This is a genomic window from Treponema sp. Marseille-Q4130, from assembly GCF_014334325.1.
Taxonomy (GTDB): Bacteria; Spirochaetota; Spirochaetia; order Treponematales; family Treponemataceae; genus Treponema_D.
In genome coordinates this window covers 154,386-181,061 of record NZ_JACSET010000004.1, presented here as the reverse complement: position 1 = coordinate 181,061, position 26,676 = coordinate 154,386, and the positions used below count along the sequence as shown (strand labels likewise).

Here is a 26,676-nt window from a genome sequence, read left to right as displayed (position 1 = left end):
TTTGAATCGCTTACTGCTGCTTTGTGTACGCGTAATCGCCGGTAAAAAAATCCGGAGAGACGGCGCACATATTGAGCCGCACTTCCCAGTGCAGGTGAGGACCGGTCGCAAGTCCCGTTTTGCCCGAAAGTCCGAGCGCATCGCCTTGTTTGACGCTCTGTCCCTCTTTGACGTTCAAGGCGCTCAAGTGGTAGTAGAGGCTGTATAAGCCCGGCGCATGGGCGATGACGACGCTGAAGCCCGTCGTTATGCGGTTTTCCGCCATGACGACTTTTCCGTCAGCGCAGGCGGCGACGTTCGTGCCTTCGGGCACTCCGTAGTCGATACCGTAGTGAGCGGATGCGGCCGATTTTCCGTCGGTATAGCGGAAAGTTCTCCGATCTCCGAAAAGCGATGTCCTCCTCGTGTCCTGTGCGACGGGCGGCACAAAGGGCTTTATCGTGTAAACGTCGGAAAGGATGACCGTCCTCAAAAGCGCGTTCAGCTTTTCGCTTTGTGCTATGCGCTCGGGACTCGTATTCGTTCTGATTCCCGTGTTCCGCGCATCGAGCGCTATCGTTTCGCTTGCAAAGTCTTTTTTAATAACGGTGAGAGGAAGCGTAAACTCTTCGGCTTCCGCACCGAATGCGCTGTAGATGACTTTGATCGTATACGCTCCGTCGGAAACCCACATCGAAACCGGTACGTATGCCAAAAGCTCCTGTACGTTTTGCCTTTTCGCTTTTTGATTGATATAAAAAAATTGCGCCGAATCGATTTTTTTCGTTTCGGTGCGGAGTTCCGCCCGGGCGATCGTGTCCTTGACGGCTCGCTTTCGCTCTTTTCCCCGAAGCGTCATCCGAACGACGATCGCGTCTCCCGGCTCGGCTTTGGAATTGTACTCGACGCCGATCGTGCACGCGCTTCCATCGAACGAAGCCGTATCCGCTGATGTATACGACGACGCGCAGAGAAGCGCAAAAATCGCAATACGGAAAAATTTGGAAAAAATTGCACGAAGCGATTTTTCCGAGATGCTCTTAAACTTATGCATGTCCGTGTTCTCCCGAGCGAACCAAATCGGTGATTATCATCTGCGGCGTTACCGCTCCGTTGAAAGTATTTCTGTTCATCGAATACAAAACGTCGAGCGCATCGCCTTTGTTGAAGTCGCGTCCGAGCCGATCCCCTTCGCCCCAAAAGAGCGCGGGGAATTTATATTTTCCGCAGTCGAACGTGATTTTCAAATGTCGCCGTTCGCTTTTGCCGACGAGAGATGCATCGAATACGGGAAGCGCTTTCGATAAAAAAACGATTTCGCGGTTGCCTTCCCCGAAGGGCTCGAACGCGTCGACAACCGAGAGGATTGCGGGCGAAAGGTAATTTGCAGGAAGTTCCGCATCCACATCGAGTGCATCCGATTCGGAATCGAGTGCGATGCGCGAAACCGCGTTTTTAAGCTTTTCGCTAAAGAGAGAAAGCTTTTCTTTCGGAAACGAAAAGCCCGCCGCGCAGTTGTGCCCGCCGTAGCTTATAAAGATATCGCCGAGGGAAGCGAGGAAGTCCGTCGCATTGAGGCCGCGGCAGCTCCGCATCGAGCCCACGGCAGTGTCTCTGTCGATAAAGGTGATGACGAGCGCAGGCACTTTGTATTTTGTCATAAGGCGCGAAGCGAGTATGCCCGTAACGCCTTTATTGATCCGCTCGTCGACGACGACGCAGAGTTTTTTTCCGCAGCGCTCAAAGCTCTCTTCCGCCTGGTTTTCCGTCACATAGGCCGCATCTCCGACAAAGGCTTTGCGCTTTTCATTGAGCGCGATGATCTCTTCGGCTCTTTTTTCCCTAACGGCGGCATCGGGCGAAATGAGCATTTCGAGGGCGGCATTCGACTCGCCCATGCGGCCCGCAGCGTTGAGAGCAGGGATAACCGTCCACGACAGATCGGTTGAGCTTATCTTTTTTCCCGCGACGGAAAGACGCGAAAATAATTCGGCAAGACCCGGCCGCACCTTTCCTCCGTTTATTGCATCCAGTCCCGCCCTCACGAGAATTCTGTTTTCGTCTTTGAGCGGCATGATATCGGCGATCGCGGCGATGGCGACGAGTTCGAGATCGTTTTGCCGGTCGGCAAGCTTTTGCTTCGTTTCCATTTTCTTTTCGGCAAAACTTACGAATATATTGTAAAAACCGTCGATTTCGCTTATCGGCTGCGAGCTGTATTTTGCGATGCGGGAAGCGTCCTTCGCTTCGAGGAGGCTCATGCGCGAAAGAGAGGGAATGAGTTTTGAAACTTCGGGACGGAGGTCTGCCGTATTGAATTCGACGCCGTGTCCGAATACGGCGGCAAGCTGTTTTTTTACGGCGTCTTCGTTCCACGTAAAAATCTGCGCGCCTTTCAAAAATTCGGGAAGTTTCGTCTGTGCTATCGATATGCTCCCGCCCCTTATATGCTCCGAAAGGGATGCCGTACGGACGAGGTTTTGCACTTTTACGCAGTCGATGTATACGCCTTCCGTTTCGGCGGGCCTCACGTTCAAAAGCGCGATCTCCGCTTTGTACAATTCCGATTCGCTGAAGCGGAGCGCTTCGACGAGTTTGTACGAAACCGCCGCCCCTGAAATATCGGCAAAGGGATAGCCCGAATCTTTTACTTTCGGGTCGAGAATCGCAGAGGCATCGGGAAGCGTTTCGGGAGGATTGTGGTGATCTGTGACGATAACGTCGATGCCGAGCTCTCTCGCGTGCTCGATTTCCGCCGCGTTTGAAATGCCGCAGTCGACCGTTATGATGAGCGAACCGTAGTCTTTCGCAAAGTCGTCGACCGCCTGCATCGAAAGACCGTAAGCGTCGTCTCCGACGGGAAGCCGCCACGAAACGTCATAGCCGCTCCTTTGCAAATACGTGTAGAGGATGGCCGTCGCGCTTACGCCGTCGACATCGCGGTCACCGAAAATCAATATCTTTTCGCCCTCTTCTTTTGCGCTCGTAATGCGGTCGACCGCGTCTTCCATATTTGAAAACAAAAAAGGGCTGTGCAAAAAACGCAGGTCGCTTTCTTTAAAATAGAGCACGTCGTTCGCCTGCGTAATGCCGCGCCGCACCATAATCGAAGCGGTGAGCGCATCGACTCCGTACAGACCGCACAGCGCTTTTACCGCTTCCCTCGATACCTCTTTTTTACGCCATTCTTTCAAAATCACAATCCTTGATTAATTTTTTTACTGCCGTATCGTTTTCAGAATAAGCGGTTTTTTATCGGGAGCCGTGTCGGAGCAGGCTAGTGTGTCTTCGATTTTTCGCTTCGCACTCGTAAGACAGGCTTCGTCTTTTCCGTATATGTCGAGGATGCGATCTCCCTTGTGCACGAAGTCTCCCGTTTTCGCATGCACGATAAAGCCCGCATCGGGGCATACGGCATCGCTCGTTTTGTTTCGCCCGACGCCCAAATCGATCCCCGCAAGACCGACTGAAAGAGGGTCGAGCGTGAGAAAGCCGCTTGTTTGAGCTTCGAGTACCGTATGATGGGGCGACCGCCTCTTTCCGATTTCCGAAAGAAGCTTTGCAGGATTCCCGCCCTGGTCTTCGACGTTTTGTAAAAACTTTTCGCGGGCAGCTCCCGATTCTACTGCATGCTTGCATTGAGAACGCGCGTCTTCTTCCGTCTTTGCTTTGCCTCCCAGCAAAAGCATTTCACTGCAAAGCGTGTATGTTTCTTCCATAACGTCTTCAGGCCCGCGCCCTTCGAGACATTCGATCGTCTCTTCGATTTCGAGAAAGTTTCCGACTTTTTTTCCGAGCGGCGTGTCCATGCCGGTGATGAAAGCGGACGCTTTTTTGCCCATAGCGGACGCCGTTTTTACGAGCGAGAGAGCGAGGGATTCCGCATCGTACATCGATTTCATAAATGCGCCCGAACCGCACTTTACGTCGAAAACGAGCGCATCGCTTCCTTCCGCAACCTTTTTCGATAATATGCTCGACGTGATGAGAGACACCGATTCTACGGTTCCCGTCACATCTCGGAGCGCGTACAAAAGCCTGTCGGCGGGGACGATTTTTTTCGTTTGCCCCGTCATCGCAAAGCCGGTCTTAGCGATAAGTTTTGCAAAGGTTTCAGGGGTGAGATCGGTGCGGTAGCCTTCGATCGATTCGAGTTTGTCGAGCGTACCTCCCGTATAACCGAGGGCACGCCCGCTCATCATGGGAACCTGTACGCCGCAGCACGCCGCGATCGGCGCAAGCGGGAGCGAAATCTTGTCTCCGACGCCGCCGGTCGAATGTTTATCGACGAAGGGGCCGGAAAGACGGGCCGCTCTCAAGTCGATGACATCGCCCGAGCGGAGCATGACGTCGGTGAGCATGCCCGTTTCTTCGAATGTCATGCCGTTGAAATAGATTGCCATAAGCCACGAAGCGATTTGATAATCGGGGATCGTCCCTTCGACATAGCCCGAAACCATAAATGCGATCTCTTCGCGTGTGAGAGTGGTGCTTTGTGCGATCTTTTGCGTTCCGTCTTCGCCGCGGACAAAGGTGCCGCGCTTTTTTGCAATGATATCCGTCGCTTTCATAATATACCCATCCCTGTCGCAAGCGATTGTAATTTGGTACCGGCCGCCTGTTCCGAAAGAAAAAAGACGAGCCGCTTGAGTTCTCCCAGCGCTTCGTCCGATACTTCGAATGCGCGTACTTCCTGCGGACTCAAATGCGAAACCGCGTCGAGATAGCGCACGGCGCCGAGCGAAAGCGTAAAGCGGTGAGCGCTTTCGTTACGAGTCGCGCACGCGGGGCAAAAAAAACCGTTTTCAGCCGCATTGTATACTACCGCATCGCCCGTCAAATTTCCAGTGTCAAAACTGCGAGCGCACGACGCGCACGATGAAGCGTCGCTTTGAATGCCGAGCAGTTCCATATAGCGCCATAAAAAGCGGACGAGACCCCGCTCGCATTGACTGCCTTGTGCGATTTCAAGACCGTCGAAAAATCCCGACGCGAGGCGCCAGCACGATTCGAAACTGCCGGCGCACTTCGTTTTGATGACGAGTTCCGCCGCGAGAGAGGCCGCATAGGATTTGTAGAGGTTTTCGCGGAACGAAAGGTGATAGCGCTTTACATCGAAGTCCGATATCTTTACGTTGCGTTCGAAATTGTCCGCTTCTTTGCAGTAAAAATACGCCGTACCCGCGTTCCACACGGAAACGAGGGAGCGCAGTTTGCTCTTTGCCCCTCCGTAGAGCGTCGCGTAGATCGTACCGTGTTCCTTTGTCAAAAAGCAAACCGAGCTGTTAAGTTCTCCGAGCGGCTTTACCGAAAAAACGATCGCCTCCGTAACGTAATTTCGCGGCATGGTCCAATAATACTTCGAATATCGCATTTTGTACATTGTCCGCATCAGCGTATCGGCTCATCAAATAGCGCTGCGCTTTTGTACACTAAGCTAAGGAAAATGTTTTTTAAAATCGTATAAGAAATACTATAAGCAATACAGACAGCGTAACTGCGAGGATAAAGCGAAGTCTTGCATTTTTGTGATTAATAAATTTCAACCTTGATTGTTCAGGATGAGTTTTGATATATTCCACTTTTACATTTTCTTTCGGAAGCGGATTGCGTTTTTGTTCAAAGAAAAACCCTTCCGTGTCGTTACCTGAATAAAGATTGCCGTTGACAGTATACGTATAATCATATTCATTGATATATGCAAGAAAATTTATTCGACGTATATTAACGGATATGAGTGTTCCGTCCGTTTCATTTACATTTTCATCCTTTGAAAATGCACTTCTTTTATTAAAAAGTCTTGTTACGACTACAATTCCGACTGAAAACGCAATTATTAATATTAACGGTGAAACGAGAATGACGGGCATAAAAAACTCCCATAAAAACTTTTGCAGGAAATTAGAGCCTTCGGTTCGTTCTGCAAAGAACTGATTCTACGTGTCCGCTTTCGCGGACTTCGAATCAATTTCCGAAAAAGTTTTTAGCCGTGCGCGTACGCGCACATGTTCAATAGTCGAGTTTGCAAAATAAAGCGTATCGTATTCATGCGATTTTTATCAAAACGCCATGTATACACGTCTTCTGCAAACATCCGCGCAAACTCGAGATAAGAACGCTGCGATTTCGAGCAATGCACAGAAATCGCGAGTGTCTCCCATAAAAGAAAAACGCTTTGGCGTTTTTCGGCTTTAGACTCCAGCGACGGCGATATTTCAGACGGCGCTTTTTATCGTACCTCCTTTTTCTTGGGCAGCTCAATAACCCTGTTTCCGCAGGTACTAGATGAAATTTTTCGATTTTATTTGATATAATAACTTAGGAATTGATTCCGACGCAATAAGCCAAATTCGATCTGTTAATATTTCCCCGTAATCATGAACGATTTTGTTTCTTAATCCAATAATTTTTGTCCAAGGAATATCTTGGTTCTCTTTCATAAAATCTTTGGAAAGATGATTTGCGGCTTCTCCACTTATTTGTATCAATCTTTCAGTCGCTAATCTTTTTATACGATTATTTACAAAACTGTTATGATTTTCAAAATATCAACTATTTCTTGTGAATACTTTAATATATCGTAAATATAGCTTGTATCACGCTCATTCTCCAACATAAAGAGGTTCCTTGGAATTCATTATTGCTTCTTTTCTATAGGGGTTTACTAAACCGGCGGGTTCTACAATGTCAACATTTCTTTTTGTAATATTTTGAAGATAGTCTTGTATATCCAGTATATCAAAAAGTGATATTTCTTCGGAATTTCTAAAATCTATAAGAAAATCGACATCGCTTTCGCTTGTAAAATCATTTCGTATTGAAGAACCGAATACGGATATTTCTTTAACATTATATTTGGAAATTATATATTCCAAATCTTTGTGCGTTAAATCGATTCCATTGTTCGAAAGTTTTTCAAAAACTGTCATATTTTTTCTCTTTCAATAATACTTTGTATTTATCAAAATCGCAAGAGTAATCTACTTTCAGTGTAAGCTACTTTCAGTTGGATATTAAATCACATTCATTTTTCCAAGAGCTTAATAATTTCAAGAAAGCAATCATCCAAATGACTGAAGGAGCTTTCATTAAAATATTCTTTCGGCGTATACCATTCGGTTTTTGAAAAAATATCATTTAAATCTTTCGATTTGAAAGTGTAGCCGTATTTTGCGTAGATCGTATTCCGCAAAATACGTAAATCTTCTTTTGAAAATACTTTCATGGTACCGCAGATAAAATCTTCCAAACAATCAAAATCGGAGCTGAATGCTTCTTTCTTTAAATACCATCTGTAGAACTCATTTGCCAAAATACGATAAAAGTCGTTTTTGTCATATAAAATTTCTTCGGTTTTTTTACTCAACCTTTCAGGCGGATCTCCGACTCCGTAAACTGCTCCCGAAAATATTCCGCCGCCGAGATATTTCGGGTAAGATTCTCCGAACGAATGATAATCCTCATCGTCTTCATCTTTATAAAACAAAATATATTTTCTGCCTGCAAAATTAAGAGGATGAATGACAAAGTTTTCTATAAAATAAAATTCATTTGTATAAACTCCGCCATTATATTCGGGATAGGTATACGTTTCTTTTACGCATTTTATTTTTTCTCCCGCAAAAGAAGATACGCTTGCAAAAATCAAAACAGCAAAAACAAAAAAATTTTTTTTCATATCTTAATCCTGTATGCGATATCCGTTCGCTTAAGCTGTAACAGGCTTTGTCATCCTATTTTTATAATATCAAAACTGAACAAATAAATAATGAATGCACAACCGATATTTGTTATTGCATTTACTATCAGAGAAATGAAAAAGGTTTGTTTGGGATGTATCCCGAGTTTCCGGAACAATAGTATATTTACCGGTATTTCTATCAATAAAGTTATCGCGAATATAATGAAGAAATATAAAATAAAAAACGGACTCATAAACTGTATTTCGTGGGAACCTACCCACGGAAACCAAAAAACACCCAGCCAACCCCCGTTTAAGAACAATGACAATACAAATCCCGATATTCCGCTCACTAAGTTTGAAATCGCTAATCGCCAAAATAATTTTTTAAATTCATATTCGCGTTTTAGAAAAAAATAAAAGAGAGCGACTTCAAGCGATAGTATTGCCGCAATGACAGCCCATCCCTGCGGCATCAGAATAAGAATTGCCATTGAAACATTCAATGTCGTCGCAGACAATTTTGTTATAAAATCGTGCAATTCTTTTTTCATCTTTACTTTCCTATCGCTTTGCGTTTTCCGCAGCTTTCAGCACTTCCGCCGCATCGTTTCGCTTCCAGCGGAGAGCCGTCATATACGGTGTTTCACCTGAAATGTTTTTTGCGTTTGCGTCGAGTCCGTATGCGAGGAGTTTTCGTATCGTGTCGATCGATGCCGTTCGCGCCGCATAGTGCAGAAGCGTATTGCCTTGGATGTCCGATTTCGTTCCGGCGTATTTGACGATGTCGGATAGCACTTTGCCGTCTCCGTTTGAAAGCGCGATCGTCGCGGCATTCCGCCCTTTTTTGTCGATCGATGAAAAAGGATTTGCGCCGTTTTGCAGCAAAATGCGCGCATAGTTTTCATTGTTGTTTTCGACTGCATAGCCGAGCGGCGTGATGCCTTCTGCGTTCCGCGTGTCGGAGGGGTAGCCGAGAGAGGCAAGCAGGGAAAGAATTCGTACGGGTCCCTTTGCCTGAACGATTATGTGAAAAGGCGTATTGCCGTCGCTGTCGGTTATCGTCCTGTCGGTGCCGAGCACGGTTTTTACGATGTCATCGCTTTTATCGAAAGCGAGCGAAAAGGGCGTGTTGGCGTTTTTGTCGCGGGAGAGCGCTTTGCCTCCTGCATTCCGTAGCATCGCGATAACATCAGGGTTTACGGTCAGCACCGCTTCGTGATACGCGTTTCGTCCGTTGATTTCCTGGATCTGCGGATTGGCTTTATTTGAAAGCAGCATTGCGATGACGCCCGTGTTTTGTCCTTTGATCGCATCCATGAGGATCGTTCGTCCCGTGTTGTCGCTTGCGTTTATATCGGCTCCGGAATCGATCAATACTTTCGCCGTCGAAAGTTTTCCCGCGAGTACGGCTTCCGAAAGAGCGGATTTTCCGGCGACGTTTTGCGCATTTACGTCAATGCCGAGTCGTATGAGTTCCCGCACGGAGGCATCCGCATCCCGGCGGACTGCCGCGTGAAGCGGGCTGCTGCCGAAATGGTCGCGGGCTTTTATCGACGAGCCCCCCTTGACGACGAGGGCGATCATAGCGGGATCGTTCGTTTTTACTGCGCTGAAAAGCGGGGTTTCTCCGTTTGCGTTTTCAGCCTGAGGATTTGCGCCCTTTTCGATGAGCGACACGACCGCCGCCTGCAGTCCCCATTCGACTGCGTAGTGGAGCGCCGTGTTGCCGCTTCCGTCCGTCGCAGTGATCGTACGCGACGTGACGAGCCAATCTTGCGTGTCACCTCCTTTTTTCAGCGCAAGATGAAGCGGCGAATCGTTGGCGTTGTTTGTTGAAAATATGTCCGCGTTTTTTGCAAGCAGGAGCTCGCCGATCGCTTTGTTGTTCCTTTCGACTGCGAGGTAGAGCGCGTTGTTGCCGTCGCTGTTCCGCGCATTGACGTCGCCTGAGAGGCTTACGAGATAACGGATCTGCTCGATCGATGCATTATCGATGATCGCAGTGTGGAGCGGCGTATTGCCGTTCGAATCGTGTGAAAGTGCGTTCGTTCGATTGACGAGCATTTCGAGCATCGTCTGTCCGTCTTTGAGCGCGAGCGACAGGGGAGTGTCTCCCGCTTTATCGGCCGAATTGATGTCGGCGCCGCGATCGGCATAGAATTTGACGTGGTCGAAATTGCGTTTTTGCACGGCTATCAAAAGCGGCGACACGCCGTCTTTGTTTCGTGCGTTTACATCGGCTCCTCCTGCAACAAGAAGATCGAGGACGGCGGGGGAGAGTGATGCCATCGTTGCCGTGTGCAGCACTGTATCGCCGTATGCATCTTTTTTTGCGACGTCGGCTTTGTATGCGATGAGGAGGCGGTACATCGCATCCTGTTCCCGATCCGGTATGATGAGCATGACGGGCGTTTTTCCGAGATTGTCTTCCGCGTTTGCATCGGCACCGTTTTCAAGCAGTGCCTTTGCGATGTCGATATCGCCGTAGCGGACGGCTTCGTGAAGCGGTGTGGCACCTGTTATGTCCTGTACCGATGTGCGGGCTCCGTTTGCGAGGAGATAGCGTGCGATGCTTTTGTGATGTTGTATCGCAGCTATGTGGAGCGGCGTTTGTCCGTCGCCGAAGCGGTAATCGAAGTTCCGCTCCGAAACTGCCGTTTGAAAATAGGAAAATTGCGTATCGTTCGTTTCGGCGCCCGCCATTATCAAATCCGCTGCGATTGCGACGGATTTTTCGTCGCCGGAATTTTCGAGTGCGATGTCGAGCGGTGTTTTTCCCGCATTGTTTTGTGTGGAGATGCCGATACCTTTTTTGACGCATTCGCGAACTGCGCCTTCGTTTTTCATCCCCACGCAGTAATGGACGATCGTGTTTCCGTCCGTATCGCGCTCGCTTCCCGTTTTTTGCGTGATGAACGCCGCGGCGTAGGCATTGCTTTTTTCCAATCCTTCTTCGAATGCCGTTTTTCCGTCCGCATTGCGCACGAAGACAGCGCTTCCGTTTTCCGCAAAAACGCGGGCTGTGCCGAAGCTGTCGTTTTTGATTGCGGCATGCAGCGGAGTATCTCCTTCGAAATTGACTCTTGTGTCGTCGGCACCTTTTATCAATAAAAAGAGCGCCAAATCCGCGTCGTCAATGATCGCGGCGGCGTGGAGCGGCGTATTCCCCGAAGCGTCGGTTTCGTTTATATCGTACTTTGATTGGAAAAGACTTTTCGCTTCGTCGCTTTTACCGTTCAAAATCAATGAGACGGCGGATGTTTCTTTCGGAGTCGACGCGCATCCGAATATGAAAAAGCAGAGGACGAAGGCCGCCGTGTATGCGAGTGTTTTTTTGATCATCGTATTTTCTCCCGATAGATTTCTTTTTAGAATATCGGGAAAAAACGACGGACGATTGAGCGAAATCGATTCAGCGCTTTGCGCAGTCGCGGCAGATGCCCCACATATTCGTCTGCATCTTTGTCATGACAAAACCCTCCGGAAGGGCGTTCGTGCTTTTGAGCATATAGTCGGTGATATTCGCGTCGTCGAAGACGTCGAACACTTTGCCGCATTTTTCGCATTTAAAATGGAGGTGCGGTCGTATGTCTGCGTCGTAGCGGAGTTTGTCGTCTTCGATTTTGAGAGAATGCACGAGTTTTTTTTCTTCGAATAATTTCAGCGTATTGTATATGGTCGTCTTCGACAGCGTCGGATATTCGGGCGACAGGGAAGCGTAGAGCGTTTCCACAGTCGGATGTACGGGATGTTCGCACAGATAGGAGTAAACCGCGACGCGCTGTACCGAGGGTCTGACACCGGCTTCGCTGAGTGTTGTGTGGTAATTATGTTTCATAATTGAACCTCTTCCTGTTTTATATCCGGTTGATTTCTATATCCGTTCGATTACTATAGCTGTTTTCAAAAAGAATGTACAGTCCCCCGATTGTAAATATGGATTATCTGTAAATCGGTAATTTGTATAATTCGGGAATATAAGAAAATTTATTGCCGGACTTTACTTATTGCCGATAAGAGACACGGTGTCGGTGTTCGCCTGGTAATCGCTTATTATGTATGAATACATAAGATATTGATGGAAGTGTATGTTATGCTTTTATAATTTCTAAGGATGTTAAATCTTTTTCTCTGCCATTTTGAAAAGCAAAGATCTGCGTTGCTTGAATTTTATCATCCACTTCAAATGTAGTGACAACTGCGTTATCCAATGTATCCTTTATTTTAATAAGATTTTCCGCTGTTTGCTCATTCCTTTTTGTGCCCGAAGGGTCAATATAACTACCGCTTAACCTGCATTTGCAGCTTGTCCATAATGTCAGGTTGAAGCGGGGGTCAGGTGATTTTCATATCACTAATTTCTCGTAATTTACTTACATCATTTGAGGTAAGTATCTCGAGATTTGTCGTTACTTTTTCTATTGGCCAATCCCACCATTTTATACTTTCTAAAAGATCAATAATTTCATTATCAAATCTTTTTCCTATTAATTTTGCAGGATTTCCTCCAACGATTGAATATGGTTCTACATCTTTTATTACAACAGAATTTGATGCAATTATTGAACTATTACCTATCTTTATTCCGGGCATTATTAAAGAATTATAACCAATCCACACATCATTCTGAATTACCGTATCACCTTTAATCGGTAAATCTTCCATTTCCGGTGTTACTTTTTCCCATCCATTTCTAAATATTGAAAATGGATATGTTGTGAAACAATTCATTTTATGATTTGCACCATTCATTATAAACTTAACATCTCGGGCAATGGCACAAAAGTTTCCAATAATTAATTTGTCTCCAATGAATGGATAATGATACAGAACATTATTTTCAAAGTTTTCCGAATTTACCGGATCATCGTAATACGAATAATCACCAACGATTATATTTGGATTAGTAATTATATTCTTAATAAAACATACTTGATCAAAGCCCTTCATGGGGTGTATTTCATTGGGTTGAGGACCGAACATATAAAACTCCTATAATTATTATGGTGAAGATAATTTATATAAATCTTATATGTTCATTTCCGGCCTTTTCTCCTCTCGATTATTACAGATATATATTTACCACATTTATCTTTAATGTGTAAATAATCTTCTTTCTTGCCCGCCGAAAGGCGTGCACCTAATTAGCGTTTTAAACCGTAAAAACGTTTTTGCGCAACGCGCAAAGTTGGCGCGAAAGTTGCACAAAAAAGGGAGCTGCGCTAGCAACGACCGCCCCCAGCAACTTTCGTGACAAAACAAATGTCAGCGTTGAAGCGGGTGTTAGATGTTTTTACATAGCACCTACATATTTTTCTACTATCGTATTTTGTAATAATTGTGAAAAATTCACATTATTTTTTTCTGCAAGCGTATTCACCCATTTGGGGAGTGTTATATTTTTTCTCACGCATTTACTTGAATATTTTTCACTGTACGAATCCATATCCAAAATAAGCATATTTATAAAACTTTTATCATCAGGCAGTTTTATTTTTCTAGGCTCACTTGCTTTAGGCACAGTATTCCCTTCCTCAATTTCCGTTAATATCCATCCTGATGCCGCATCTATTCCCATCTCTATCGCTTCGATAAGAGAAAATCCTCCGGAAACACAGCCTTTCAAGTCGGGAAATTCTATACTATAACTATTATCTTCTTCACAATATGTTATAATTGCCGGATATGCTAATTTCATTTTATTTCCTCCATATATTCTTATTTCAATCCTGCCTGCTTTAGAATTGCTTTCACGGTTCCGATTGGTATATCTCCTTTATGGTTCGGTACCGTAACTTTTCCGGGTTTTACAGTATGTTTGTATTGATTCGTGCGGAGGGTTTCATACCCCGGCGCTCTGCGCCGTAATAAAGGGTATGAAAGCCGACTGCAACGACCTTATGAGAACAACAACCCCGATGCTCTGCGTCGGGGTTGTTGATTATCAGAACCTTTTGATGCTACAAAATACCAACCATCCGCTTTTAGTATTTTTTCTATTTCTTTTACTGTTATTCTATATCTAATCTTATTATACACATTATGCGTATAATTTCAAGTACTTAATACTTTTTGTTTTTCCAATTCTTTAATCAAATCCGAAATGTATTTTTTCTGCATATTTTTTAAATTCATACATATATATGAAAATATTTCCATAATAGGATTTTTTATATTCAAGATTTCTGTGAACAAGATTTTTGTTTCTTTTTCTGAAAGTTCCTGAAAACACCCAATCCAATGTCCTCTAAAATATTTATTTTCCATATCAAATTCATACAAACTATACGGTTTTATCGCTGTTATTGTAAAAACTGTTTGTATGCCATTTTTTGATACTTCTATAAATTTATGATGAGGCTCAATAATTTTTATTTCCGAAATATCACTCCGCCACGAATAATGTTCATTATCGGTTATTATTTTCCAAATATTTTTTATGTTACTCTGGATTATGGTTTCAAATATTGATTTTCTCATACCTCAGCACCAATGTTGACGGCATTGCCGTCAATCCATCTAACTACCGCTTAACCTGCATTTGCGGCTCGTCCGCAATGTCAGGTTGAAGCGGGTGTTAGGCGTTTTTAGAAATATCCTCGTTCTAAAATCTCACTTTCAGAATTCTCAATTATTATTTCTTCAATATGTTCTATAAAGCGTTCAAAAGCAGATAAATGATATGGATGTTTCAACAAAAAATCTTTATACGAATCAAAATACTGTTTACGTTTTTCGTAAACTGCAAAATGTTGTCTATCCGATGATGATATTCTTTTTGCTTTTCTGAGAATTATTATTTCATCGATTGCTGTGGTACTTGTACTTATTGGGGTCATATCCAACCAATCACACAGTAGTAAATACTTTGAACATGGAACTGTTTCCTTTAAGTCTAATGCCGTTGCCGATGCTTCTTGAAACATTGTTTTATCGAGGTTGGTTTTACATTCACAGGCTAGAAAAGCTAAATTTGTTGCTTTTTGTTCATACTTATCAAAGTTGTTGTCGAAACTTGTTTTTATAAATAGCTTTTTAGAAATTGCAAAATCTTGGTCTTTCTGTCTAAGTTCAATATCTCCTCCAATAGATTTTGATGAAATCGAACCATCAAATCTTATTCCGGAAATACATGTTGTAGGACCTAATGACAATCCTTGTGCTTTTATCTTTTCAGTAAATATACTGTAAACAAACAGAGGTAAAAATTCTTCCATTACGGTATTATCTAATTTGAGTTGCCCTTTTTGTCTGTATAAAAAATTTTCTGTACTTTTAAATATAAGGTCATACTCTATAAAATTCATATACCTATTAAGAGTATCAACACAAATTTTAATTTTATCATCTTTTGAGCCATATGCATTGAGAATATCTACTCTCCATGATTTATAACGTTTAATTGCCTCATTTACATTTGCTTTATCAACATCAGGAAGTTTTTTATTGTCTAATAAAGCCATTAGTTTATCGCCATGTGGCGAAGGTAAATTATGCATTGATAACCTCCAAATTTACTGTTTTAAATATCGGAATCTTATAAATCTTTGTTTTACAACTATCAAGTGCCATTCTTAAATATACTTTTTTATCCTCTGGAGCATAATCGAATGATTCTAACAGTAAATTTAATACAAAATTTTTAAGATAGTCTATATTCTCATTAATTTTTGATGAAGAGAAGTGTAGAATATCTTCATAAATCTGAGTACCAAATTTATTTTTAAAATTTCGTTCTTGTCGAAACAAAGGTTTTAAGCCACAAACTCCGCAAGCCAATTCTGTAATAATTTTTCCATTATAAAAAGGAGTTTTCATAACGGCAGACTCTCTTCCAACAACAAAGATAATGTGAGAGTCCTTTTTACAGACTCTGTTAATTTCAGAAAAAACATTAACCATATCTTCACAATATTGCACAACTGTAAGATATCTATTTCCTCTGTTCTTTCTGTTAGAGCCTATTTCTGCTTGTGCTGCTGGTAATACGCTACCATTTAAAAATTCGACAGAAGCACGATATTGTTGATGATAGTTAAAAACATTTATATATGGCGGTGAAGTTAATACAAAAGTGCAAGTGTCAGTATTAATATCTAACGACCGAGCATCATTTCGCATAACTTCTATTTTGTTTTTTGAAAATGGCAATGCTAAAACAGTTTCTTTTACCTTGTTCCACTTTGATGAAAGCCATTTTGCAGAGAAATTATCTTTGTAAAAATCAGTTAAAACTACCAAAGCTGAAAATAGTTTCTGTTCATAATCTGTTGTTATGTTCTTTGATATTGTATAAAAAAAGTCTTTTGATTTATCTTCTGTTAAGTTTAATTTTTTTTCAAGGTTTGACAAGATCAATACTCGATCTGAAAATTCAATATTAATAAAAGTATAAAGATTTGCAAGACAAATAGCCCCATAATTAATCTCTGTTCCATATGCTTTGAGGTTAAATTCTCCTGCTTCTAAAAGTGTTGTACCACTACCCAAAAATGGATCAAAAACAATATCATTTCTATTACAATAAGATGACATTAAAGTTTCGACTAACTGAGGAGAAAATTGTCCATTCCATGGTAAAGGGTTACTTTTCTGTTTATTAACGATATTTAAATCATTACGCGGAACTGTTTTATCATCAAAAATCATGGAATTATAATATGGATAAATGTTGCTCATATTTTAAGCCTACCATTTTTTCTGATTTTTTTCTATACAAACACTAGCATCCTTGTGTGGGGGTAGGTGCTTTCATGATTTCACAATGGAATATTCATCTTTTAATTTACTGAGAAATGAAGAATTTATAACCATCTTATTTTTGTACAATATATAATGTCCATCAATTCCCCATTGAGCTCTTACTGGTATATTTTCTTTATGAATATGAAGTTCTTTTAATATTTCATTAACTATTCTTTCATCATCATTTATTTCAACATCAAATCCAAGTTTATTAATAAATTCTTCGAGGGTTTGTGTTTCAACGATGTACTTAACAGAATTTTCAATTTGCAATTTATTAAATTCACAGATATCTTTTAAAGACAAATAACTATCACCTCCGATTCTTTGTTTATATTGCATCATAAGTTTTTTTAAAATTTTTAAATGTTTTTCTATTTCTGATTTCGGATTTTTTGAAGCTTCAATCGTCTCTTCTGCTTTTTTCAATTTTTCTTTTATAGTTTCATTTTCTTCTTTTAATTCAATGATAGTGCTATCCTTTGTTTTAGAAATAAAAGCACGATAATTATCGATATCTTTAGGCATATTTTCTATCAAGCTTTTGTATATTCCTCCGACTTTTTCAGTTTCTATAATTCTTTTTTCCATTACTTCAATTGTTTTTCCTTGTTGACTAATTGTAGCTTGAAGTGTATTAATTTTTGTCTTTAAGCCATTTATTATATAAAATGTCAAAAATCCTATTGCACCCGTTTCAATAACACCTGTAATTATTGTAACTATATTTTCTACTGACATTTTTATCTCCTAGTTATTCGTAAACCTTTTTGCTGCCCGAAGGGCAGTCCACATAACATTCGCTTAACCTGTATTTTCGTGCCTGTAGGGCTTGGCGCATTTTGTGCGTCAGGAGCGAAGCGACAGCACAAAATGCGCCAAAGAAAATATCAGGTTGAAGCAGTTGTTAGGCATTTTCTATGAAGTTTGCCACTCTTGGTTGATTTTTAGCAAATTTTTATATGGAGATGCTGCATTAAAATCGTCTGGGTAATCATCAATCGTATCTTTTAGTAAATTGCGATATTCTGCTCGCCAATCTTTATCTTCTATATATTTTCGATCAATACAATAACATAAACGATCCATTGAATTAAAATAGCTTTCTTTTACAGAATTGAAGTAATCTTCCAATATTTCCATAACTTCATCTGATGCATTTACAGCCTGTGATTCACGAACTTGTTTTGAAGCTTTATCAAACTCTAATTTTCTTGAATTCATTTGTGTTTCAATTTCCAAAACAATTTTTAAAGATTCAACTTTTTGATTTGAAACAGCAATTTTAATTTGATCATTTATGCTCTTTAGCTGATCGCGCGCGATAACCAAACCTATTACTGCAGCCACTGCAGTTCCTAATGCAGCAATCATACCACCAATTTCAATTATTTCATTCATTTTTGTTTCCTTCGAAGAAGTATTTGGGCTGCTTTTTTTGAATTAATTAACGTTGCTTTATTTGTTTGCTCCTCTAGGGAAAGAACATTGCTTCTTACATAGTCTAATTCATCACTAGATAATTCAAATGAATTCATAATTGAATCAAGATGCCTTGCAACTACTACGAAATCTTCTTCTGTGCTAAACTTTTGTGCTTCTGATTCATAGAATAACCGCAAATCCTCAAGTGTACGTACTTCTCGTAAAATCATCATGTTTATCTCCTTTTAAAACAAACGAGTTACCAAATATTAATTAACATACTTAAATATTTATTCATTCCGAATATTAGTGCGCGCCGCCGCAGGCGTGTGCCTAACATTCGCTTAACCTGCATTTGCGGCTCGTCCGCAATGTCAGGTTGAAGCGGGTGTTAGGCGTTTTTCTATTTTTTTAACCCAATCTGCATCCATTTTGATTAATCTATTTTTTTTAAGATTTTCCTTAACTATATGAATTTTCCGATCGCTTCTTAGTCTGAAACCTAAAATTAAAATATTCTCACTTTAAAATATAATATACTATGTTGCCTGTTCGACTTGCTATAAATCCATGGTCAATAGTTGTTAACCAAGCAGACTCTTGATTAGCTTCTGAATTACCAAAGCCTCGACCGATAAACCAATCCTGTATTTGACTCTTTGTCCAATAATGACGACCTTCGCTAGTAATAGAACTAGCAATCTGTTTCCATTGAGAAGATGTAAATTCTAACCGAACATACATTCCGTCATTTAGAGTTGTACCGAAATTTGTTTGAAAATAAGAATATGTACTTTGGTCTGTCCAAACAGTATATTCTGTTTCTGTCGATGTTAAATTGTTACAACCTACGAATATAAACATCACTGCAAGAAATACAATAATTTTCTTTTTCATAAAGACCTCCATTTTATGTAAACTTTGTACTTGCAAAATAAGCGGATCTAGTAGAGCCGTCCGCCTAACATCCTTTCGACCTTTCCTTATAATATCACAAAAACCTATGCTTTTCCATCTAAATTGCTGCGGATCAAAAAATCAGATCTTTCTACCATAACTGTTCACAAGAATAAATCAACAATCGGCTGATTAGGCCTATCTTCCCTAAACGGAGCAAAGAAAAATTACATCCTGTCTATAGGGCTTTGAATGCCTAGACCGCCGCGATTTAGGACATGGGTGTAAACCATAGTAGTTTTAACATCGCTGTGGCCGAGAAGCTCTTGGATAGTGCGGATATCGTAGCCGGCTTCAAGCAGGTGCGTTGCAAATGAGTGGCGGAAAGTGTGACAGCCGATTGGTTTTGGGATGTTGGACTTTAAAACAGCTTCATGCAGAGTACGCTGAATAACCGAAGGATCGATATGGTGGCGCCCTTGCTCGCCGGTTTCTTTGTTACGCCATCGGCGTGCTTGAGGAAACACCCACTGCCATACCCAAGTTTTGCCGGCATTGGGATATTTTTTTGCAAGAGCAAATGGAAGCGGCACCGAACCGAAACCGTCCTTGCAGTCTGCCTCATGAATACGCCGGACATTTTCCAAATGTTTTTGAAGCGGAAATTTAAGCGAAACAGGCAGTACGGTTTTACGGTCTTTCGCACCTTTTCCGCAGTGTACCGTAATTTCGTTTTTCCCAAAATCAATATCCTGAATTCTTAACCGCAAGGCTTCCATAAGCCGCATTCCGGTTCCGTAAAGCAAACGGATAAGAAGCCCGTAATCGTTTTCAGGCAAAAGAGAGAATATCTTTGCAGTTTCCTCACGGGTCATTACGGCAGGCAGCTTTTTAGACTTTTTAGCACGGACTATATTTTCAGGAGTCTTTATAGTTAAGCCTAATATGTTTTTATCATAGAAACAAAAGAGCCGCAAGAGCCTGATTTTGGCTTGAAGCGGCAGCCTTTTCCTTCACTGCAAGACAGCTCACAAAGGAATTTATTTCCGTATCAGAAAGAGTTTTAAGATTTTTATCTTCATGTTCTCGGATAAAGCGGCTTATCCAATAGCTGTAAGCCTCCATTGTACGCTTACTGTAGTGTTTGGCAGTAATAACTTCTTCCAACTTATTTAAAATACACTGAACATCGCTTGCAGTATCATTATTCCTTTCTCCCATAATTTCGGTATTCAAAGACTCAGTATTATTAAGTTCAGAATTTTTAAAATCAAAGCAGGAATCAGCCCTGAAAAGACCTTCATTATAGAGGTTGTTTAATAAAATATCGCAAGAATTACGGTCGGCAGGTATAATCCAGAAACATCCGGCCGGAATCCAAGCCCTATTAGGTACTTTTTTTATTGATTGCAGAATTTTAGCAAAATCTTCGCCCCTTGCTTTAAAATGTACCGATAAGTACTCTTTTTCATAAGGTCGAATTTCAACAAACATAAAAAACCTCCTTTCATATGTCATTACCTCTATTAAATATAACAAACTATTGACAGGCTTCCACTATAGTTTGATTATATCACATCAAAGGATCTGTCCGCGATCGTAAAAGGGAATCTTCGTATAAAGTACCTTTTGCGGAAAGCAGAAAATTCCCGCACACAATACAATAAATTTCCTATGTTAAATCCCCGTATTGAGTACGCACGTCCTTTTTGTTATCATATACAATATCTTTTAAGAGGAAAATTATGATTACTTTAAAATTCGGCGGCACGTCGATGGAAAGCGCACGCCGCATCCTTTCATCCGCGGACATTATTATCTCTCGCGCGGAAGCAGGGCGCGTAAGCGTCGTCGTTTCCGCCGTCGCGGGTGTTTCGAATAAATTGCAGGAAAGCATCGACGCGTGCGTAAAAGGCATGCATGCAGAAAATTTCGTTCACGAACTGAAGGCGGTGCATTCTGATATCTGTTCGGAACTCCAGTCAAAGCTTCCGTCTTTCGATGCCGCATCCGTTTTAAAAGAGCTCGAGCCGATTTTCGAAGAATACGAAAAATTATTAACCGGCTGCGTGTCTTTCGGCGAATGCCCGGGTACCGTTCACTGCCGCATCATGGGCATGGGAGAGCTTTTAAGCGCGCCGATCATGAAAGCGGTTTTGCTCGCAAAAGGGCAGAGCGTCATTTTGCTCGATTCGCGGAAATTCATCTTTACGACGGGCAATCACAGAGAAGGGGATCCCGATTACGCAAAGTGTGCCGAAGCGATGCTGCCGTACCGCGACGGAGAAAATCAATCACAGACACGCATTTTATTGTTTCCGGGCTTTATCTGCTCGTGGATACGCGGTACCGGCTGCGCTCCCGTTCCGGGACTGCTCGGCAGAAACGGTTCCGATTTTTCCGCTTCGATTATCGCCGCATCGCTCGGTTCTTCGAAAGTGGAATTTTGGACGGACGTCGACGGCATCTATACGGCCGATCCGCGCGTCGTAAAAGACGCGATCCTCGTCGATGACATGAGCTACGAAGAAGCGCTCGAACTCGCGTTTTTCGGAAGCAAAGTGCTTCACCCGAAAACGATCGCGCCGCTTGCGGCAAAAGATATCGAAGCGTGGAGCAAAAACAGTCACCGTCCCGATGCCCGCGGTACGAGGATCGGACGCGGCCCTTTTGAAAGCGAAAAAAAAGTCGGAGATGTTCGCGGCATTTCGTGTTTGAAAAATACGGCGATGCTGAGCGTGAGCGGAACGAATATGCGCGGAAGAACCGGTATGGCAAGCAGAATCTTTGCCGCCGTTTCCCGCGCATCGATTTCGATTTTGCTCATTACGCAGTCGTCGTCGGAGTATACGATTTCGTTTTGTATCCGCGATACGGAAGCCGACCGCGCCCTCGATGCGTTGAAAGCGGAATTCGAACTCGAAATAAGTGACGGCGTCATCAATCCGATAGAGGTGGAAAAAAACTGCGCAATCGTTTCGATCGTCGGCGATAATATGATTCAAAAGCGCGGAGTGGCATCCCGATTTTTTTCCGCGCTCGCTTCTCAAGACGTCAATATCATTGCGATCGCGCAAGGATCGTCTGAGCGCTGTACGTCCTGCGTCGTGCTCGGCGAATACGGGGATACCGCCGTTCGCGCCGCTCACCGCTTCTTTTTCAACACGGCGCAGACTATCGAAGTGTTTGTGTTCGGTGCCGGAACGATCGGCGGCGCGCTCATCGACCAAATCCGCGACCAGAGGGAAAAGCTGCTTTCGGAAAACGTCGATATCCGCGTTATGGCGATTTCGACTGTCGACGGAATGTTTGTCGAAGCCGACGGTATAGACCTTGCGTCGTGGCGCGAAAAGATAAAGACGCCGCCGCAAAAGCCGAGCGTCGATGAAATTATTAAATTCGTAAAAGAGACGAAACCGCTTAATCCCGTGTTCGTCGACTGTACTGCTTCCTACGATTTGCCGGAACGCTATGTCGATCTTTTTAAAGCGGGGCTTTCGGTCGTAACGCCGAACAAGCGGGCGAACTCGATGAAGATCGATTATTATCGCGAGCTGCGGAAAATCGCAAACGGTATGAGGCGCCGTTTTCTCTACGAAGCGAACGTCGGCGCGGGGCTTCCCATTATCGACACGCTGCAGAATTTATTTAAAAGCGGAGATAAGCTTACGGGCTTTACGGGCATCATGTCGGGATCTCTTTCGTATATTTTCGGACGGCTCGACGAAGACGTGCCGTTCAGCAAAGCGGTACAAGAAGCGAAAGAGCTCCGCTTTACCGAGCCCGATCCGCGCGACGATTTGAACGGCATGGACGTCGCACGAAAAGCGCTCATCATCGCGCGAGAGGCGGGGGCTGCGATCGAACTCGACGACGTCAAAATCAACAAAGTGTTTCCCGATTCTTTCGATTCGTCGGGTACGGTCGAAGAGTTTATGAAAAAGCTCGAAGAAGTCGACGACTATTTTCATAAAAAGATCGCCGATCTTCGAAAAGAAGGCAAAGTGCTCCGTATGGGCGCGTCGATTAAAGACGGCTCCTATACCGTCGGTATGCTCGAAGTCGGTAAAGACGATCCGCTTTACGGCGTAAAGGGCGGGGAAAACGCTTTTGTATTTCACACCGAACGCTATCAGCCCATTCCGCTCACCGTGCGCGGTTACGGAGCGGGTGCGGGCGTGACGGCGGCGGGCGTTTTCGGAGATATTTTGCGCACGGTAAGTTTTAATCCCGAAAAGTAGAGAGGGCTGTCTCAAAATCGGCGGAGGCGCGCTATGGTTATCGTTTTAAAAAAGAATATTTCCGAAGACGACAGAAAAAAGCTCTCGCTCTTTCTCGCCCAAAACGATTTTAAAACGAATGAAATCGTCGGAGAAGAAGCGACGATCATCGCCGCCGTCGGCAAACTCAAAGTCGATCCGCGTGAAGTCGAAATACTTTCCGGCGTCGAGCGCGTCATCCCGATTTCAAAACCGTACAAGATGGCGAGCCGCGAGTTTAAGCCCGAAAACACCGTCGTCGAAATCCTTTCGAACCGCGGTCAAGTTGTCAAAGTCGGCGGCATGCGCATTACGGCGATCGCAGGTCCCTGTGCCGTCGAATCGCGGGAGCAGATGATGTGCGCGGCCGAAAGCGTTGCAAAAAGCGGAGCGGCCATGCTGCGGGGCGGCGCCTATAAACCGCGCACTTCTCCGTATTCGTTTCAAGGCTTGGGTGAAGAAGGCTTAAAATTATTAAAAGAAGCAGGCGATGCGTACGGTATGCCGGTCGTTACCGAAGTCGTCGCGTCGGAGTACATTCCCGTTATGGAAGCTCACGGCGTCGACGTGTACCAAGTCGGTGCGCGCAATATGCAAAACTTCGAATTGTTAAAGCGTCTCGGAAAAATCGATAAGCCGGTGATTTTAAAGCGCGGGCTTTCAGCGACGATCGAAGAGTGGCTTATGTCCGCGGAATACCTCCTTTCGTCGGGCTGCAAAAACGTGATTTTGTGCGAACGCGGTATCCGTACGTACGAGCGGGCGACGCGCAATACGCTCGATCTTTCGGCGATCCCCATTTTGCGGAGTATGACGCATCTTCCGATCATCGTCGATCCGAGTCATGCACTCGGCATCCGCGATAAAGTGTCACCCATGGCACTCGCAGCCGTCGCCGCAGGAGCCGACGGTATCATCGTGGAAGTGCACTGCAATCCCGATAAAGCGCTTTCCGACGGAGCGCAGTCGCTCTATCCCGAACAGTTCGATAAACTCATGCGCGACATAGAAGCGCTTTCGCCCGTCGTCGGAAAATCTCTCGTGCGTTTAAGGAACGCGGAAAAAAAACGCGAAGAGTCCGGACAAAAAAAAGCGAGGGAAGGTCTCGTCTGCGCGTTCAGCGGAAAGCGGGGCGCCTATGCGGAGCAGGCGATATCGCGTTATTTCGACGGGGAAGCGGCTTCTCTTTCGGTCGATTCGTTCCGTGAAATTTTTCAAAAGGTCGCAAGTGGAGAAGCGGATTACGGCATGGTGCCGATCGAAAACACGCTTGCGGGCTCGGTGTACGAAAACTACGATAACTTGACGCAGTTTGAAGATGTGAGCATCGTCGGTGCGGTGCTGCTTCGCATTCAGCATTCGCTGCTCGGCGTCAAAGGCGCGTCGCTCGATTCGATAAAAACGGTGTATTCGCATCCGCAGGCGCTCAGTCAGTGTTCGAAATTTCTTCGTCGTTATAATTGGAGTAAAATCGAATGCGTTTCTACGGCGACGGCTGCAAGCGAAGTCGCCGAGTTCGCGTCGAAAGAAAACGCCGCGATCGCAAGCGCCGTCAACGCCGATTATTATAATCTTGAAGTGCTCAAAGATTCTATCGAAGACGACGCGGCAAATTATACGCGCTTTGTCGTCATTGCTCCGAATCACTTTGTCGATTCGAACGGCGGGAAGCGGCCGGCCGATAAAAATTATAAAGCATTGGGTGCAACGCCGAATACCGCGTCGTTTATGTTCTGCGTAAAAAACGAACCGGGCGCGCTGTGTTCGTGCCTCGGCGTGTTTCAGTCGTCCCGTCTCAATTTGACGCGGCTAGAATCGCGTCCGATTCACGGAGAGCCGTGGCGTTACCGCTTTTACGCGGACGCGGAGCTTCCTGAAAACGAGCGCGACGCCGCTTCGTACGTCGACGGCGTGATGACCGCGCTCAAAGCGGAAGCCGAAGACGTGCGGCTCCTCGGCATTTATGCCGAAAGCCGAAAAAAGATATAGGCGCGGCAATGAGGTTTGTATGAAAAATTACGTGATATCGATTCTCGTTGAAAATCATGCGGGCGTTTTGAGCCGCGTGTCGGGACTTTTTTCCAGGCGCGGTTACAACATCGATTCTCTTACCGTGTGTGCGACCGAAAACCCCGAACAGTCGCGCATGACGATCGTCGTAAGGGGCGACGAATACATCCTCGATCAAATCGAAAAGCAGCTTGCAAAGCTCGTCGAAGTGATTTCGATCCAGCACTGCGATCCTGCGAAAACCTGCGAACGCGAAATGGCGCTCATCAAAGTAAAGGCCGGTGCGGAAAGCAGGGCGGCGATCATCGGAACCTGCGATATCTTTCGCGCGCACATCGTCGACGTAAGCACGGGATCCGTGATTATCGAAGCGACCGGCAGCGAAGAAAAAATCGCGAGCCTCATCGCCCTCCTCGAACCTTACGGCATCCTCGAATTTGCCAAAACGGGATTGAACGCGATGGGGCGCGGCGAGGACGTTTTAAAATAATCATGCACGGCTTCGAACCGCTTCCGGGAACGGAAAATGCCTGCGCAAAAAAATCCGGCAGAAAGATCCGGCGAGTGCTCGGCATCGATCCGGGACTTGCATCGACGGGATTCGGCGTGGTCGATTATAAAGACGGCCGCTACCGCATGGTAAGCTACGGCGTCATAGAAACCGCTGCCCGTACTCCGCACGGCGAACGCCTTTTGGCGCTTTACGCACGGCTCTGTTCGATCATCGAAGAATTCTCTCCCGGAGAAGCGGCGATGGAAAAACTGTATTTTGCGCGCAATACGTCTTCCGCGATGGGTGTTGCCGAAGCGCGGGGGGTCGTAACGCTGTGCATCGCTCAACACGGTATCTCTCTCGGAGAATATACGCCCAATCAAATCAAACAGGCGGTGACGGGGACGGCCGCAGCGGACAAGGCTCTCGTCGAAAAATACGTAAAACTCCTTCTCGCTCTCGAAACCGAACCGAAGCCCGATCACGCGGCCGACGCGCTCGCGGGTGCGCTCACGCATTTGCACTATGCAAATGTTTTGTGATATAGTGGTCTCATGTTCAACAGCCTTACCGGCACGATTACCGGAAAATCTCAAAATACGGTTTCGATCGATACGCACGGCATCGAGTGGATGCTCACCGTACCCGGCTCTTCGCTCGATGCGCTTCCCCGCGTCGGAGAAGAGGGCAGGATATTTACCTATCTCGTGCACAGCCAAGATATCATGTCGCTCTACGGTTTTGCGTCTGACGAAGAGCGCTCTCTTTTTTTCGATCTTTTAAAAGTCGACGGCATCGGCCCGAAGGCTGCGGTAAAAATACTGACGAATATCGCGGGAAGCGATCTCGTTTCGGCTCTCGACAAAGGAGACGTTTCCGTGCTCGAGCGGATTCCGGGTATCGGAAAAAAAACCGCGGCGAAAATGCTGCTCGCGCTCAAAGGCAAACTGACCATTCCGGGCGCCCCCGATACCCGCCGCGTAAGTGCGAATCCCTTTGAAGCGGTCGTCGCATCTCTCGTATCTATGGGCTATGAACGAAAGATATGCGAAGGTGCGGTCGCATCTTCGGCTTCGAGTCTTTCAAAGACGGACGGCTGGGACGCGAAAAAACAAACCGAAAAAGAGGATGCGGTGTTCCGCCGCGCCCTCACGGAGCTTGCACAATGAGCGGAAAACGCAAAA

At 44.5% G+C, this 26,676-nt stretch carries 25 protein-coding genes and 2 pseudogenes; 5 read left to right on the top strand and 22 right to left on the bottom strand.

Translation table 11 applies throughout. From position 1 onward, the window contains the following. Positions 1-10: 10 nt before the first annotated feature. The 22 genes and pseudogenes from H9I36_RS06000 to H9I36_RS13045 form a co-directional block, all read right to left on the bottom strand. Positions 11-1,033: a M23 family metallopeptidase gene (locus tag H9I36_RS06000; RefSeq protein ID WP_187384470.1), complete on the bottom strand. Its 1,023-nt coding sequence runs from the start codon at positions 1,031-1,033 to the stop codon at positions 11-13. Beyond that, a complete protein-coding gene (gene recJ / locus H9I36_RS05995) occupies positions 1,026-3,179 on the bottom strand; it encodes a single-stranded-DNA-specific exonuclease RecJ (RefSeq protein ID WP_370586952.1) in 2,154 nt (717 codons plus the stop codon). The genes H9I36_RS06000 and recJ overlap by 8 nt, the downstream gene beginning before the upstream one ends. Before the next feature lie 18 nt (positions 3,180-3,197). Further along, the gene (locus H9I36_RS05990) at positions 3,198-4,550 is read right to left on the bottom strand and encodes a thymidine phosphorylase (RefSeq protein ID WP_187384469.1); all 1,353 of its coding nucleotides are present in this window, start codon (positions 4,548-4,550) and stop codon (positions 3,198-3,200) included. After that, positions 4,547-5,326: a DNA repair protein RecO gene (gene recO / locus H9I36_RS05985; protein ID WP_187384468.1), complete on the bottom strand. Its 780-nt coding sequence runs from the start codon at positions 5,324-5,326 to the stop codon at positions 4,547-4,549. Before recO ends, H9I36_RS05990 begins: the two co-directional genes overlap by 4 nt. A gap of 106 nt (positions 5,327-5,432) precedes the next feature. Continuing rightward, on the bottom strand, positions 5,433-5,849 hold the full coding sequence (locus H9I36_RS05980) for a hypothetical protein (protein ID WP_187384467.1): 417 nt from the start codon (positions 5,847-5,849) through the stop codon (positions 5,433-5,435). A 411-nt stretch (positions 5,850-6,260) separates the two neighbouring features. Then, on the bottom strand, positions 6,261-6,467 hold the full coding sequence (locus H9I36_RS12900; protein WP_255422678.1) for a HepT-like ribonuclease domain-containing protein: 207 nt from the start codon (positions 6,465-6,467) through the stop codon (positions 6,261-6,263). Between the two features lie 114 nt (positions 6,468-6,581). Beyond that, entirely contained in the window at positions 6,582-6,908 is a 327-nt protein-coding gene (locus H9I36_RS05970; RefSeq protein ID WP_187384466.1) for a nucleotidyltransferase family protein, read from the bottom strand. A gap of 95 nt (positions 6,909-7,003) precedes the next feature. After that, complete coding sequence (locus H9I36_RS05965; RefSeq protein WP_187384465.1) at positions 7,004-7,657, bottom strand: YARHG domain-containing protein; 654 nt, start codon at positions 7,655-7,657, stop codon at positions 7,004-7,006. A gap of 50 nt (positions 7,658-7,707) precedes the next feature. After that, positions 7,708-8,214 (bottom strand): hypothetical protein, encoded by a 507-nt coding sequence (locus H9I36_RS05960; RefSeq protein ID WP_187384464.1) that lies wholly within the window; start codon positions 8,212-8,214, stop codon positions 7,708-7,710. A gap of 10 nt (positions 8,215-8,224) precedes the next feature. Next, entirely contained in the window at positions 8,225-11,005 is a 2,781-nt protein-coding gene (locus H9I36_RS05955) for an ankyrin repeat domain-containing protein (protein ID WP_187384463.1), read from the bottom strand. A gap of 70 nt (positions 11,006-11,075) precedes the next feature. Continuing rightward, positions 11,076-11,501: a Fur family transcriptional regulator gene (locus H9I36_RS05950; RefSeq protein ID WP_187384462.1), complete on the bottom strand. Its 426-nt coding sequence runs from the start codon at positions 11,499-11,501 to the stop codon at positions 11,076-11,078. Positions 11,502-11,998: 497 nt separating this feature from the next. Then, positions 11,999-12,646, bottom strand: a complete 648-nt coding sequence (locus H9I36_RS05945) for a Vat family streptogramin A O-acetyltransferase (protein ID WP_187384461.1) — start codon at positions 12,644-12,646, stop codon at positions 11,999-12,001. Positions 12,647-12,956: 310 nt separating this feature from the next. Then, positions 12,957-13,361, bottom strand: coding sequence for a type II toxin-antitoxin system HicB family antitoxin (locus H9I36_RS05940; RefSeq protein WP_187384460.1), 405 nt, complete (start codon positions 13,359-13,361; stop codon positions 12,957-12,959). Between the two features lie 20 nt (positions 13,362-13,381). Continuing rightward, positions 13,382-13,492 (bottom strand): annotated as a pseudogene (locus H9I36_RS05935) (type II toxin-antitoxin system HicA family toxin); the annotation flags it as partial. Positions 13,493-13,717: 225 nt separating this feature from the next. Next, a complete protein-coding gene (locus H9I36_RS05930) occupies positions 13,718-14,143 on the bottom strand; it encodes a hypothetical protein (RefSeq protein ID WP_187384459.1) in 426 nt (141 codons plus the stop codon). 107 nt (positions 14,144-14,250) lie between these two features. Next, positions 14,251-15,162, bottom strand: a complete 912-nt coding sequence (locus H9I36_RS05925; protein WP_187384458.1) for a Bpu10I family restriction endonuclease — start codon at positions 15,160-15,162, stop codon at positions 14,251-14,253. Further along, complete coding sequence (locus H9I36_RS05920; RefSeq protein ID WP_187384457.1) at positions 15,155-16,312, bottom strand: DNA methyltransferase; 1,158 nt, start codon at positions 16,310-16,312, stop codon at positions 15,155-15,157. The genes H9I36_RS05925 and H9I36_RS05920 overlap by 8 nt, the downstream gene beginning before the upstream one ends. 102 nt (positions 16,313-16,414) lie before the next feature. Further along, positions 16,415-17,149: a coiled-coil domain-containing protein gene (locus H9I36_RS05915; RefSeq protein WP_187384456.1), complete on the bottom strand. Its 735-nt coding sequence runs from the start codon at positions 17,147-17,149 to the stop codon at positions 16,415-16,417. Between the two features lie 177 nt (positions 17,150-17,326). Next, the gene (locus tag H9I36_RS05910; protein ID WP_187384455.1) at positions 17,327-17,809 is read right to left on the bottom strand and encodes a hypothetical protein; all 483 of its coding nucleotides are present in this window, start codon (positions 17,807-17,809) and stop codon (positions 17,327-17,329) included. Further along, the gene (locus H9I36_RS05905; protein WP_187384454.1) at positions 17,806-18,066 is read right to left on the bottom strand and encodes a hypothetical protein; all 261 of its coding nucleotides are present in this window, start codon (positions 18,064-18,066) and stop codon (positions 17,806-17,808) included. Before H9I36_RS05905 ends, H9I36_RS05910 begins: the two co-directional genes overlap by 4 nt. Positions 18,067-18,352: 286 nt before the next feature. Continuing rightward, complete coding sequence (locus H9I36_RS05900) at positions 18,353-18,730, bottom strand: hypothetical protein (protein ID WP_187384453.1); 378 nt, start codon at positions 18,728-18,730, stop codon at positions 18,353-18,355. A gap of 227 nt (positions 18,731-18,957) precedes the next feature. Beyond that, positions 18,958-20,224 (bottom strand): annotated as a pseudogene (locus H9I36_RS13045) (integron integrase). A 251-nt stretch (positions 20,225-20,475) separates the two neighbouring features. Here H9I36_RS13045 and thrA point away from each other — a divergent pair. Genes thrA through ruvA form a run of 5 tightly spaced genes read left to right on the top strand, consistent with a single transcriptional unit; the run spans position 20,476 to position 26,661 of the window. Beyond that, positions 20,476-22,971, top strand: coding sequence for a bifunctional aspartate kinase/homoserine dehydrogenase I (gene thrA, locus H9I36_RS05890; RefSeq protein ID WP_187384452.1), 2,496 nt, complete (start codon positions 20,476-20,478; stop codon positions 22,969-22,971). Positions 22,972-23,004: 33 nt separating this feature from the next. Beyond that, positions 23,005-24,978, top strand: coding sequence for a 3-deoxy-7-phosphoheptulonate synthase (gene aroF, locus H9I36_RS05885; RefSeq protein WP_187384451.1), 1,974 nt, complete (start codon positions 23,005-23,007; stop codon positions 24,976-24,978). A gap of 19 nt (positions 24,979-24,997) precedes the next feature. Beyond that, positions 24,998-25,489 (top strand): acetolactate synthase small subunit, encoded by a 492-nt coding sequence (gene ilvN / locus H9I36_RS05880; protein WP_187384450.1) that lies wholly within the window; start codon positions 24,998-25,000, stop codon positions 25,487-25,489. A 2-nt stretch (positions 25,490-25,491) separates the two neighbouring features. Continuing rightward, positions 25,492-26,034, top strand: a complete 543-nt coding sequence (gene ruvC, locus H9I36_RS05875) for a crossover junction endodeoxyribonuclease RuvC (RefSeq protein ID WP_187384449.1) — start codon at positions 25,492-25,494, stop codon at positions 26,032-26,034. A gap of 12 nt (positions 26,035-26,046) precedes the next feature. After that, positions 26,047-26,661 carry a Holliday junction branch migration protein RuvA gene (gene ruvA, locus H9I36_RS05870; RefSeq protein ID WP_187384448.1) on the top strand — a complete coding sequence of 205 codons (615 nt, stop codon included), beginning with the start codon at positions 26,047-26,049 and terminating at the stop codon, positions 26,659-26,661. Positions 26,662-26,676 lie beyond the last annotated feature (15 nt).